General features: G+C 37.6%; 10 protein-coding genes. 7 read left to right on the top strand and 3 right to left on the bottom strand.

The features are described 5' to 3' along the window. Positions 1-218: 218 nt before the first annotated feature. A complete protein-coding gene (locus ACECE_RS30545) occupies positions 219-476 on the top strand; it encodes a hypothetical protein (protein WP_162862475.1) in 258 nt (85 codons plus the stop codon). Positions 477-749: 273 nt separating this feature from the next. Here the strand turns inward: ACECE_RS30545 and ACECE_RS0203770 are convergent, their stop codons facing one another. Next, positions 750-1,652, bottom strand: coding sequence for an AraC family transcriptional regulator (locus tag ACECE_RS0203770; protein ID WP_010244281.1), 903 nt, complete (start codon positions 1,650-1,652; stop codon positions 750-752). A gap of 381 nt (positions 1,653-2,033) precedes the next feature. Between ACECE_RS0203770 and ACECE_RS29995 the strand changes: the two genes are divergently transcribed. The 3 genes from ACECE_RS29995 to ACECE_RS0203755 all read left to right on the top strand — a co-directional run bounded on the left by ACECE_RS29995 (position 2,034) and on the right by ACECE_RS0203755 (position 6,451). Next, the gene (locus ACECE_RS29995; protein ID WP_010244278.1) at positions 2,034-3,128 is read left to right on the top strand and encodes an S-layer homology domain-containing protein; all 1,095 of its coding nucleotides are present in this window, start codon (positions 2,034-2,036) and stop codon (positions 3,126-3,128) included. Positions 3,129-3,265: 137 nt separating this feature from the next. After that, positions 3,266-5,758: a glycosyl hydrolase family 8 gene (locus ACECE_RS28995; RefSeq protein WP_010244275.1), complete on the top strand. Its 2,493-nt coding sequence runs from the start codon at positions 3,266-3,268 to the stop codon at positions 5,756-5,758. Positions 5,759-5,779: 21 nt separating this feature from the next. After that, positions 5,780-6,451, top strand: coding sequence for a hypothetical protein (locus ACECE_RS0203755; RefSeq protein ID WP_010244272.1), 672 nt, complete (start codon positions 5,780-5,782; stop codon positions 6,449-6,451). A gap of 99 nt (positions 6,452-6,550) precedes the next feature. Here the strand turns inward: ACECE_RS0203755 and ACECE_RS0203750 are convergent, their stop codons facing one another. Both ACECE_RS0203750 and ACECE_RS0203745 read right to left on the bottom strand, forming a co-directional pair. After that, positions 6,551-7,102, bottom strand: a complete 552-nt coding sequence (locus tag ACECE_RS0203750) for a DUF6143 family protein (RefSeq protein WP_051033529.1) — start codon at positions 7,100-7,102, stop codon at positions 6,551-6,553. 33 nt (positions 7,103-7,135) lie between these two features. After that, positions 7,136-7,675 (bottom strand): DUF6143 family protein, encoded by a 540-nt coding sequence (locus ACECE_RS0203745; protein ID WP_010244269.1) that lies wholly within the window; start codon positions 7,673-7,675, stop codon positions 7,136-7,138. Between the two features lie 223 nt (positions 7,676-7,898). Here ACECE_RS0203745 and ACECE_RS0203740 point away from each other — a divergent pair, with 223 nt between their 5' ends. The 3 genes from ACECE_RS0203740 to ACECE_RS0203730 are packed head-to-tail and all read left to right on the top strand — an operon-like array spanning position 7,899 to position 12,544. Then, on the top strand, positions 7,899-8,354 hold the full coding sequence (locus tag ACECE_RS0203740) for a MarR family winged helix-turn-helix transcriptional regulator (RefSeq protein ID WP_010244266.1): 456 nt from the start codon (positions 7,899-7,901) through the stop codon (positions 8,352-8,354). Positions 8,355-8,411: 57 nt separating this feature from the next. Next, the gene (locus ACECE_RS0203735; protein WP_010244263.1) at positions 8,412-10,139 is read left to right on the top strand and encodes an ABC transporter ATP-binding protein; all 1,728 of its coding nucleotides are present in this window, start codon (positions 8,412-8,414) and stop codon (positions 10,137-10,139) included. Next, positions 10,136-12,544, top strand: coding sequence for an ABC transporter ATP-binding protein (locus ACECE_RS0203730; protein ID WP_010244260.1), 2,409 nt, complete (start codon positions 10,136-10,138; stop codon positions 12,542-12,544). Before ACECE_RS0203735 ends, ACECE_RS0203730 begins: the two co-directional genes overlap by 4 nt. Positions 12,545-12,611: the final 67 nt, after the last annotated feature.

The following is a 12,611-nucleotide window of genomic DNA, read 5'->3' as shown; positions in this document are numbered from 1 at the left end:
CCGCCTATTAAATACAATGATGATGGTTGGCCACTTTGCTCTAAAGATTTCTTCTGTACCAATGAAACCAAATGGCTGGAGCCGAGAAGAAGGAAGAATCGAAAGATTCAAATGGCGGTGCCCACAGGCAAAACTAATTAAAGGTAAATGGGTTACTTCTTGTGATAACCCCCTGTAATGGCAAGCCTTGCGGTCGTGTAACCTTCACATCTCCTGCCATGGATAAACGCATGTATCCAGGTGTGATTAGAGGCTCTGACGAATGGATTTCTGACTACAAAATTAGGACTGTAGTAGAAAAAAACATTCAATACCTTAAGGAGCCTATGGCCTGTGGTAATCTTAAAACAAGAGACAACCTAACTATTAAAGCAGATTTATATCTCGCAGGTATCACACAACTAATTACTGTAATACTTGCAGATAAAATTCATGAGCACAAGTATATACGTAGTTTAAAACCTTTAATCGCTTGATTTACTAACTTACTCTTGAAACTTATGTCTTATACATAAGCTTATTTGTGCTGTAATTTCATCAACAAGGTTCTGGTTTTTCAGTCAAATCACTAACATATATCCCTCTTAAGTTATCAAAGTCCATTTTACATCTCTTCTAACTTTTTACATCTGATTTTTTAAGTCATTTTGCAAATGCCTATAATAAATATTATATATAGAATTATATTACTATGCATTAAGTCCGAAATCTTGTCAATTTCTGTTCGATTTTGTCCAATACATAATTGATTATTCTATTGTATTATTTAATAATGGGAGCCACAATTCACTTATTACATCATCTGCATTTCGAAAGCCTTCCCTACAGACCTCTAAAATTCCAAGCTCTTTGATTTGATAAGTAGAATAAGGTAAAAAGTTTGTATAAATCTGATTCCATAGTTTCTGAATTGCCATTGGGCGCAAACCCTTACATTTAAAAACGAGCCACTTTCTTGCAGGTATTTCTACTATTTCATATCCATCAGGAACTGTATCTTTTATAGACTCCACACCCACGCTCATACGGAATTCGCTTCCATCCGGTTTACAACCAATCCCATCATGAATTCCTAAGATCGAGTCTGCAAAGTAGGTTGTAGCATCCGTCATCTTATAAAGAATATCATACATGCCTTCTGAGGCCCATTTTTCTATGTGTTCTGGGATGCTTTCATGTTTGTCTTCGATAGACTGAGGTTTAAATACTTTGGTTTTAGCAATAACTCTCACGCAGCTATGGTTAATGATCTGATATTCCAAAGAATAACCACCGTCTACCTGTAAGCGGATGCTCAACTTATTATACAGCTTTAAACCTGCATTCCTTTTTCTTACAGCACTCGGAGTCGCTCCATGAAATCTTGTAAATGCTTTTGTAAAGCTTTCTGCAGTTTCATAACCATATTTTAATCCGATATCTAGTATGGATGTATCAGTTAACAGGAGTTCTTCACCGGATAATGAAAGTTTTCGGTTACGGATATATTCACCCACAGTTATACCGGTTACAATACTGAAAACCTTTTGAAATTCATACTCTGACGAGTATGCCTGCTTTGCTAACATATTTAATTTAAGTACACTCTGATCTTCGGTCAAGTGTAGCTCTATATATTCGATTACTTTTTGCAGCCGACTAATCCAATCCATTTGTTATTCTCTTTACTTTATTCTATAGATTTTACTTTGATAAAAAGAAGTATTATTTTGTTCGATTGATAAATCATATGATACCAAACATAATTCATAAAATCAAATGCTTTAGGATTGAAACTGTCAAAAATACCAGAAGTGTAAAAAAAGGAAATTACTCATCAATGTGGAATAATCTTAATATCTGAAATATGGTTGGAGATAGTATAATATGTCTTCATATGTGAAAGTAAATGTATGGAAAAGTTAGGGCTAAATGATCGTACTAAATTGATTATTCGATATAGCAATGAAGTCAAAAAGGAAGATTGAGCGTATAGGTATGCGAAAATGTGTAAATGTGTGAAAACAATAATATATCAATTGGAGGTAACTGTTATGAAAAAAATATTATTAGCTTGTCTGCTTTTGCTGAGCCTGATTTCGGTGTTTTTACCGACGAGTGTACTGGCTGAACTACCTGAAGGGGTTCCAACTTCGCTTGAAGCTCCAACGATCAAAAACATCGAACTTAAGAAAAATGAGGATGGTACTCCATATTTTGAAGCGCAGGTGTATTTTCCACAAAGTGTTCTCAATTTAGACAGCGAGGCACCTGGTGAGGGTTCTGTCTTTTGGGATTATTCAGTGAAGGTTGATAATGGTGATTGGGAAGAGTTTGGTGGCGGCGGATATATTTCTGTGTACACAGGAGGCGAAGATGGCGAACCTCCTGTCACTGCCGGTACATTTCCAATTATGTTCGAGCCTATGGACGAGGGTAGTTTAGAAACTATAGATATTAAGAACCACATTTATTCCTATCAAATGCGTTTTAGTTATGATTACTACGAGGGATGGCCGGATGTAGAACCAATATATTCCCCGGTTTCAAATGTGGTTACAATAGGTTCAGGCAGTTTTTACTCCGATGTAAGCAGTTGGGCAGAACCTCAGTTGAAAAAAGCAAATGAGCTTGGACTTATTCCTGATATCCTTAAGGGTGCCGACATGACAAAACCTATCAACCGTGAGGAATTCTGCGAGCTTGCTGTTCTACTCTATGAAAAAGTAACAAAAGTTTCTGCGACTCCTGTATCCCCAAATCCTTTTACCGACACAACAAACAGCCAGATATTGAAAGCAAATAAGCTGGGTATTACGTCAGGAACATCAGCTACTACCTTTTCTCCTAAAACACTTATCAACCGCGAACAATGTGCAACAATGCTATTTAATGCAATTAAGGCTATCGCACCTAATGCTGATTACAGTGTTACAGGTGTCAAGGATTTTCCGGATCAGAAGCATATTTCAGTTTGGGCGGTTAATGCGACAAAGTACATGTCAAAGCTTGAGATTATAAAGGGAGATTCGTCAGGCTACTTTATGCCCAAAGCCACAACTACAGCTCAGACTGCGGCCGGCTATGGCATGGCAACCCGCGAGGCTGCTATTATTATGGTTGTAAGAACATATGGTACCATGGAATAACAAGAAAGTGTCTTCGGTAAGTTGTAGTTACATAAGCAGCAAAAAGTATATAAATTTATTGTGAAAGTTGAGTTATAGAGACCGAAGGGCAACATTCCCTTTGCTATTTCCAAGAAGTTTAGGAGGGAAATTGATTTATGAATGCTATCAAAAAGTTTGTCAGTTTAATGCTTATATTGGTTTTTTCAGTATCCATGTCTTTGAACTCTTATGCCATAGTGGCCGTAAACACTCCGGAATATCCTTTTGGACTTGGTTCTGTGCTTGATGACCAGGTACAGACACGAGAAATGCTGTGTGAAGAGTGGGAGGATTGGAAAGAGAATTACTTATCTGAAAGTGGTTCTCTGAGGGTTATTTCAACTGACAATATTAATACAACATCCGAAAGTATGGGATTTGGACTTTTGTTATCCGTCTACTTTAATGAAAAGACAACCTTTGATTCTTTATACAGGTATGTAAAGCTTTGTTCAAATGCCAACGGCTTAATGAATTGGAAAACAAAAGATGGTCAAATTGTTGGTGCAGGTACAGATACTGGTGCAGATGAGAATATTGCTTTGGCGTTGATTTTTGCCGATAGTATGTGGGGTTCGAACGGTGATATGAATTATGCCAATGACGCACGTACACTGCTGGATAATATCCACACCCATTCAATTACATCAAATTATATTAACCCAGGAGATGATTTTGATTCGCCTAAATTCCTTTCTCAAGTTGCTCCGGGATGGTATGATATTTTCGAAGATTTCAGCGGGCAAAGCTTTTGGAGCACTGTTAAAGCAAACGAATACAACCTGGTATTGCAAGCAACTAATCCTAGTACAGGACTCTTTCCGGATCGATGTATTATCGGAGGGGCAAGTTTAGGGTCAGAGTTTGGTTATGAGGCAATTCAGCTTATATTTAGAATGGCTGTTTCCTATAGCTGGTATGGAGATGCGAATGCAAAAAATTATCTCAGCAAAATGTTGGTATTCTTTAATAATATAGGTGCAGAAAACATTGTTGACGGATATGCCTTAAATGGTACGCCAAAGAGAAATAACCATTCTCCTGCATTTGTTTCAGCAATATCGGCAGGATTTATGACAGGGACTAGTATGCAGCAGGCAACCGAGTTTTATGAGGAATGTTATGCAACAAAAGATAATTATTTCTATAATGCAACTTTGAGATTATTATCCTTGATGTATATGACAGGTAATTTTCAAAACTTGTATACTGGGGGCAGACAAATCCAGCAAGCTGATGGCAGTAATCAATCAGACAACCCTTCGGATACTACAGGTGTGACCGTTCCATTGACCTTAAGTGCTGTCGGAAAGGCTGGATATATAAGTCTTACTTGGAATACCGTTTCTGGGGTAAAAGGCTATTATGTCTTTAAATCGACGGTTTCCGGTGGACAAACTACAACACCTGAAACTGATTTTTGGGTAACAGGTACGACCTTTGAGGATATGAAAACTAATCCAGGCACGAAGTATTATTACATCGTCAGACCGGTATTGCAGGATAATTCACTAGGAGCAGCGTCGAATGAAGTTTCGGCCACGCCTTTGAGCAAAAGCACTACTATTGAGCTTATCATCGGTGATCCGTACATGAAAATCAATAATGCTTCAAAAGAAATTGATACTGGCAAAGGTACAGCACCTTCAATTACGAATGGTAGAACCTTCCTGCCTATACGTACAGTTATCGAGGAACTAGGTGGAAGCATCGAGTGGGATGGCAAGGAAAAGAAGATAACAATTCATTTAAACAATAAGACTGCAGAATTATGGATTGGAAAAAAAGAAATCTTTATTGACGGTGTTAAAAAGGTTTTAGATGTTGCACCTTACATCAGCAATACAAACAGGACCATGATACCACTAAGGTTTATAGAGGGACTTGGCTGTGTTCTGGTATGGGAAGGTGGCACCGTACAAAAAGCAACCATAATCTATGAGGGATTAAATACACAACAGGACAATACACAAAATGGTGATAACAAGCCGAATGGCGGCGAGGAAATTGGAACATGGCTTGGAACATGGTTTACGGACTACGGGCGTATGGAACTGACCCAAAGCGGAAATGAGATTACCGGTATTTATGGAGAAGAGAAACATACCCTTCGCGGTACCGTTTCCGGCAATAAGTTCATGGGTACATATAATGAATATGGTTCTATCGAACAGCTAGAATTCAGCATGTCATCAGATGGGTTATCTTTCGTCGGTATTTATGGAGAAAAGGATACTCCTCAAAGCGAATGGTCTCAATGGAATGGCAAAAGAGAGAGGGATGTATTAAGTGCATATCTAAGAATATTGACAACACCTTCAAACTGGGCGGGTACATGGGAAACTGATTATGGTACAATGGTACTCACTCAAAATGGAAACTCTGTCACAGGTACATATGGCGAAAATGCTTATACTATTACGGGTACTGTATCGAATAACAAGCTGACAGGCAAGTATAATGAAGACGGTTCAATATGTAAAATTGAGTTTTACATGAATGAAGACAACAAAAGCTTTAAAGGCTCATTTGGTGATGATCAAACCCCGAGGCAGGATTGGTCAACCTGGGATGGGGCGCAAACTGAAGTGGATTTTTTTATTGAGTAATTATAATAAGGCGGTGTAAACATGAAGGACCCAAATAGAGTATATTGGAACGAACAATTCAAGATTTTACAGGATACATGGCCAAAACCGGACGACTTCGAAAATTGCATAAATATGTTCTTAATCCTGCATGGTATGGTTCATTCTTTGCAAGTGTCGGCATTAGGTTTTTCTTTTGAGGATGAATTATGGGGAAATATGAATGAAGCTGCTTTTAGAAGGTTTTTCAAAGGAGAACAGTCTATTGCATGGAAGCTTTGGCATTCTGCGAGAATTGAAGACATTACCATGAATATACTGATTGCAAATAATTCACAGGTTTTGATTAATGAAGGCTGGACAGAAAAGTTAGGTGTTAATTTTTATGATACAGGAAATGCAATGGACGAGAATGAAATAGTACAATTATCAAATTCACTAGATATAAATGCTTTACAGGAATATAGAAATTCTGTCGGATTAAAAACGATAGAAATTGTAAAAGGTTTAAATCCTGAGGATCTCAAAAAGAAAGTAGAGCCATCAAGATTGCAGAAGTTGTTGGATGAAGGGGCTGTAGTTAATGAGGCAAAGGGACTTCTTGACTACTGGGGCAAAAAGACTTATTCAGGACTTCTCCTGATGCCTGCAAGTAGACATATCTTTGTCCATTTGAACGAATCATTTAGATTACTCTCCAAAAGGGCGAATTGATTATGATTATATCAGCATCAAGAAGCACTGCTATTATTTTGAAAGCTTAAAAGCTATCAGATAGAATTCTTTTAAATGAGGTGTTAAGCAGAACTTATTTTATCTGCAGATTTTTTCTTCCCACCAGCCGAAGGCTACTCTGGTATGTACCTGCCCTTTGCCTGGAGATAGAAAGAATAAAGCAAAGGAACTCCCTGGAGGAATAATATACATGCCTTGGAAGTCATGCTTTGTAAGTGTTGCGTTTGGTTCCACTCTTCTTACAAATGTGTATGTTCCCCCAGTAGGTGTTCCTGATACCATGCTTGCATTTTTAATTTTAACATGGGGGACCGGTGATGGAACTATGGATTGGTTCCCGGGTGCAAAATATGTGGACACTTTTGCATTTCCAGGTAGCATGCTGCTTAGCCAGCCTTCAGCAGTTAATGGTATACTTGCAAAGTTAGAAATAGTATAAGCGTTCAAAAACATATTTACATTTGAGTTTGCCGGGTTGACGAGTGCGCCCCAGCCATTATTAGTATCCCCAAAGGTTATAATATCTGTTTGACCTAGAAAGTATTCCCCCAGGTATGAATGATAAACGGCATCTGACAATACAACAACCTCTTTGGGTTGCTTTTCTTTTTTCACGAATGCGAATTTCATAGCTGATCCCCTCCTGCAAATAAATAAACAAATTTACTGGATTTTTTCCTCCCACCAGGTCAAAACAATTGTTCCGGTTATATTTTGCTGTCCCGGTGATTTCAGAAGAATTGAAAATGAGCCTCCAGGACCTATGATCATTGAGCCTTTGTGTGAATCACTTACAAGGGTGGAATTTGGGGCAACGATTCTTCCGAAGATATTCACACCGTTTTTCAGCGGTTCCGTTATATTATTGGCATATTCCATTATGGCTTTGGGTCGTGGGGGTGGAAAAATAGCTTGATTTGATGGAGTAACGGTGGAAGCTGGTTTGGATTCCTTTGGAGGCTTGGCATTGAGCCAAATTTCTCCGGTAAAGCTATAATTTGAAAAGTTAGTAATAGTAAAAATGTCAAAGTAAAGATTAACTCCTGAGTTACGCGGATTTATTATACCGCCCCAGGCATCACTTTTGTTTCCAAAACTCAGCGTATCAGTTTGAGCAATAAAGTATCTTCCTAACATGGAATTCATTGCTGGAGTGGTAATATCAACTACCTCAATTGGCTGCTTGGCTATTTTTTCAAACATATTGTTTCCTCCCGATTCTGCTGTCTATATAGTATATGATCTATTATTCATTTGTGTTAAGTTATCAGATTTTATTGTCAAAAATGTATATTGACTTTTTTTGGTTATCTAACTATAATGATTTTTAAACGAAAAATTTGTGTTGAAATATTTAGTACACGAAATAAATGCGATAAAAATGCATAAGAACAGAATTATAATGATAATGAAAGGTTGTTAATACATGGACAATAGTGACTCAATTGTTGAAACTACCAAGCTTTCTTTTGAAGTGTTTGGAATTGTTAAGCAACGTATGAGAAAAGCATTTGAAAATGAAGAATTAACATTACCGCAGAGCAGAGTTTTAGGTGTGTTGGTTAAATTCGGGAAAATTAAAATTAGTGAATTGAGTGAGAAGGTGAATTTATCAAACAGTACTGTTTCAGGCATTTTAGATAGACTGGAGAAGCAGGGGCTTGTTCAAAGAGTAAGAAGCGAAGAAGACCGTAGAACAGTTTATATACAAATTACAGATAAATTCAAGGAAGTGCATAAAGGGGGGTGCAAGAAGGCAGAAGAAAGTTTCGGAGATTTGCTTAGTGTAGCTACTCCAGAACAAATTGAAAAAATAAATGATGGACTTAATGCTTTGAAAAATATACTACTGATAGAACAGAGCAATAAGGATAAAGGATAGTCTCAGTTACGTCAAACTATGCTTTGAAATTAATACTATAATAGAAGGAGAGTTTTTATGTTAAAGCTATATAGGTTTTTAAAGCCATATACCATAATGATAATTGGTGTGCTATTTTTAGTAACATGTCAATCATTAGGCGATCTTTATCTTCCCACACTGATGGGAGATATTATAAATGATGGTGTTATGCAAGGTGATACTGATAAGATTTACCACATAGGTGGGATAATGCTGCTGGTGGCAGGTGCAGGTGCTCTTTGCTCTATACTTGCCAGCTTATTATCGTCAAAGATTGCTGTTGGGCTCGGGACAATACTTAGAAGCAAAGTGTTCAGAAAGGTTGAAAGCTTTTCTTTGCATGAATTCGACAAATTTGGTACGGCAACTCTTATTACTAGAACAACAAACGATATAAATCAAATTCAAACTGTTACAGTTATGATAATGCGTATGATGATCGGAGCCCCCATTATGGCAATCGGCGGTTTGATTCTGGCAATGAGACAAGACAAACCTCTGACATTGGTGCTGGCTTTTGCAATTCCAGTACTTACTATTGTAATAGTATTTATATCATCGAAAATGATGCCGTTGTTTAAACAGGTTCAGGTCAAAATAGATAGAATTAACCTGGTATTACGTGAAAAATTAACAGGTATAAGAGTAATACGTGCTTTTAATACGGTTGAACGTGAGACAAAACGTTTTGACGAGGCAAATGTTGATCTGACAGAAAACTACATAAAAGTTAACAGGATAATGGCATTTTTGATGCCTTCCATAACGCTCATAATGAGCTTAACCTCACTTTCAATCCTTTGGTTCGGTGGTATAAGAATAAGCCATGGTGATATGGATTTGGGAGCACTTTCTTCATTTACACAATATGCCATACAGATAATGATGTCAATGCTGATGTTGGCTATGATGTTTATTATGGTGCCACGTTCTCAGGCTGCAGCAGTGAGAATAAATGAAGTTCTTGATACTGTGCCGGAGATTACTGATCCAGAAGTTATAAATGAATCTTTCAGCGGTAAAGGCTATGTAGAATTTAAAAATGTAACTTTCAGCTACCACGGAGCAGAGGAGCCTGCATTAAAGAATATTTCATTTTCAGCAAAGCCGGGAGAAGTGACTGCTATTATCGGAAGTACAGGTTCTGGCAAATCAACGCTTATTAACCTTATTCCAAGGTTTTATGATGTGGATAGCGGAAATATTTACGTTGATGGAGTCGACGTCAGAGAAATAACACAGGAAAACCTGAGAGCAAAGATTGGCCTTGTGCCTCAGAAGGCAATATTATTCTCCGGTACAATAGCTGAAAATATAAAGTTTGGCAGCGATGATGCAACGGAAGAGGAAATCAGACATGCAGCAGAAGTTGCGCAAGCTGCTGACTTCATAGCAGCAATGAATGGTGGATATGACCATGAAATTGCGCAGGGTGGTACTAACGTATCAGGAGGACAGAAACAGCGTCTTTCCATAGCTCGCGCATTGGTGAAAAGGCCTGAAATATATATTTTTGATGATAGTTTTTCTGCTCTTGACTTCAAGACAGATGCAAAGCTTAGGGCAGCTCTTAATAAAGAAACTCAGGAGTCTACAGTAATAATTGTTGCACAAAGAGTTGGTACAGTTATGGATGCTAACAGGATTATAGTTATGGATGAAGGAAAAGTGGTTGGAATGGGAACCCACAAGGAACTGCTAGATACCTGTGATGTATACCGCGAAATCGTATCATCACAGCTTTCAGAGGAGGAGATAGCATGAGTCAACATAAAACAGGACAAGGAGCTATGAGGGGCAAAAAAGGCGGACCTATGGGTGGAATGGGAAGACCTGTAGAAAAAGCAAAGGACTTCAAAGGCACATTAAAGAGGCTAATCCGTTACTTAAAACCACATAGAATGAATTTATTAATAGTATTAATATTTGCTATAGCAAGTACATCATTTGCCATAGCTTCACCTAGAGTAATGGGTAAGGCTACGAACAAGCTTCAGTCAGCGTTTATGGTAAGAAAGATGCTACCCGAAGTGGAAAAGGGCCAGAATGAAGGAGTAAAGAAAATTACCGAAAAAATGGGGGATTATCAAAAAGACATAGTCAACCAGATTAGTAGTAAGATGACAGAGGTGCAGACAAAACCCAAGGGCAATAACAGCAGCTCAAGTGAAATGATGACTCCTGAACAGCTAGAAGGTGTTAAAAAGCTTTTACAACTGCCAATGCTTAATTCAATAAGTGATGCTGATAAGAAGTTGGCTGTATTGAATGAGCTGTTTGATATATTAAGTATAATGCCTGATATGTCAACTACAGACTCGAACTCAGACAACAAGCTCAAAATGGATAAAGAGAGCATTAAATCAATTAAGGAGTTCATAAATCTTCCTAAGTTGAGTACTTTAACTGATGCAAATCAGAAGGCAGATGTTACTAAAAAGATTCTTGATTTGAGCAAGAGCATGCAAAGTGCCATGAGTAATACAACATCAGATGTAAAGAGTAATGTGAAATTCACTGATGAGCAGATAGATTCTGTTATAAAAGCAATTAGGGAAACAAACGGTGAATATGACTTTAAATATATAGGTATGATAGCGATTATCCTAATATTTATGTATATCATAAGTGCGTTATTTAGCATTATAATGGGACTTGTAATGTCAGGCGTAGCGCAAAAGACAGTTAGAGATCTTAGAAGAGAAGTAGATGAAAAGTTTGCCAAACTACCGCTTAAGTACTTTGACCTTCATCCACATGGAGATATATTGAGCCGTGTTACAAATGACGTTGATACTATTGCTACAACCTTACAGCAAAGTTTGACACAGATAATTACGTCTGTTATTACTATAATCGGTTATATCATTATGATGCTGACAATAAGTCCGATACTGACTTTAATTGTAGTAGCAACAATGCCGCTGTATTTATTGGCTACAGCAATGCTTGCAAAGAAATCCCAGAAGTATTTTGCAGCTCAGCAAAAGCACCTCGGTAAGCTTAGCGGTCATGTAGAAGAAATGTATACAGGTCATAAAATCGTTAAGGCATTTGGACATGAAAAGGATTCAATAGAGGAATTTGAAGCTGTAAATAAAGAACTGGAGAATGCAGGTTGGAAAGCACAGTTCGTTTCAGGTACAATGTTCCCGCTCATGAACTTTATAAGTAATCTTGGCTATGTGGGTATCAGTATAGTTGGAGGTATTTGGATTACTAAGAGCATTTTGGGACTTGGAGATATATTGGCATTTATACAATACTCAAGATCATTCACAATGCCTATTGTTCAAACAGCAAATATAGCTAATGTTATACAATCGACAATTGCTTGTGCTGAACGTGTATTTGAGGTAATTGATGAAGAGGAAGAAATACCTAATAGTTCAAATGCAATAGTTCTTGATAAACCAAAGGGTGAAGTAAGCTTTGAGAAGGTGTCGTTTAAATACAAGGAAGATGAACCACTTATCGAAAATATGAATTTAGATGTAAAGCAAGGCAATACAATTGCTATTGTTGGGCCTACCGGTGCCGGTAAAACAACTCTTGTTAACCTGCTGATGCGCTTCTATGAAATTAATGCCGGTAAAATAAAAGTTGACGGAGTTGATATAAAGGATATGGAGCGCGGTAAACTGCGTAAAATGTTTGGTATGGTACTTCAGGATACATGGTTGTATAATGGATCTATAAAGGATAATATAGCTTATGGAAAAGAAGATGCTACAATGGATGAAATAGTAAGAGCAGCTAAAGCAGCGCATGCAGACCATTTTATCAGAACTTTGCCAGACGGTTACAATACAGTGCTTAATGAAGAAGCTACAAATATTTCACAAGGTCAAAAGCAATTATTGACCATAGCACGTGCAATCCTTGCGGATCCAACAATTCTGATTCTTGATGAGGCTACAAGCAGTGTTGATACCAGAACGGAAGTATTGATTCAAAAGGCAATGGCAAATCTTATGAAGGACAGAACAAGCTTTGTTATTGCACATAGACTTTCAACTATCCGTGATGCAGAACTTATCCTTGTTATGAACAGAGGAAGTATAATAGAAATGGGTAATCATAAGGAACTTATTGCTAAAGGCGGATTTTATGCTGATCTGTACAACAGCCAGTTCAGCGGAGCTGATTTGGAAGATAAAGCAGTATAGGATATGGCTTAAGAAGAATCAATTAGTAAATTTGAATATTAAAGGGCATATAATGAGTGGGGTTTTA

This window comes from Acetivibrio cellulolyticus CD2 (assembly GCF_000179595.2).
In the GTDB taxonomy this organism is placed as follows: domain Bacteria; phylum Bacillota; class Clostridia; order Acetivibrionales; family Acetivibrionaceae; genus Acetivibrio; species Acetivibrio cellulolyticus.
This window is presented reverse-complemented; position numbering and strand designations above follow the sequence as displayed.

Bases quoted from the DNA above. Each gene is read 5' to 3' on its own strand.
- ACECE_RS30545 (WP_162862475.1), top strand. From the start codon at position 219: ATGGATAAACGCATGTATCCAGGTGTGATTAGAGGCTCTGACGAATGG.
- ACECE_RS0203770 (WP_010244281.1), bottom strand. From the start codon at position 1,652: ATGGATTGGATTAGTCGGCTGCAAAAAGTAATCGAATATATAGAGCTA.
- ACECE_RS29995 (WP_010244278.1), top strand. From the start codon at position 2,034: ATGAAAAAAATATTATTAGCTTGTCTGCTTTTGCTGAGCCTGATTTCG.
- ACECE_RS28995 (WP_010244275.1), top strand. From the start codon at position 3,266: ATGAATGCTATCAAAAAGTTTGTCAGTTTAATGCTTATATTGGTTTTT.
- ACECE_RS0203755 (WP_010244272.1), top strand. From the start codon at position 5,780: ATGAAGGACCCAAATAGAGTATATTGGAACGAACAATTCAAGATTTTA.
- ACECE_RS0203750 (WP_051033529.1), bottom strand. From the start codon at position 7,102: ATGAAATTCGCATTCGTGAAAAAAGAAAAGCAACCCAAAGAGGTTGTT.
- ACECE_RS0203745 (WP_010244269.1), bottom strand. From the start codon at position 7,675: ATGTTTGAAAAAATAGCCAAGCAGCCAATTGAGGTAGTTGATATTACC.
- ACECE_RS0203740 (WP_010244266.1), top strand. From the start codon at position 7,899: ATGGACAATAGTGACTCAATTGTTGAAACTACCAAGCTTTCTTTTGAA.
- ACECE_RS0203735 (WP_010244263.1), top strand. From the start codon at position 8,412: ATGTTAAAGCTATATAGGTTTTTAAAGCCATATACCATAATGATAATT.
- ACECE_RS0203730 (WP_010244260.1), top strand. From the start codon at position 10,136: ATGAGTCAACATAAAACAGGACAAGGAGCTATGAGGGGCAAAAAAGGC.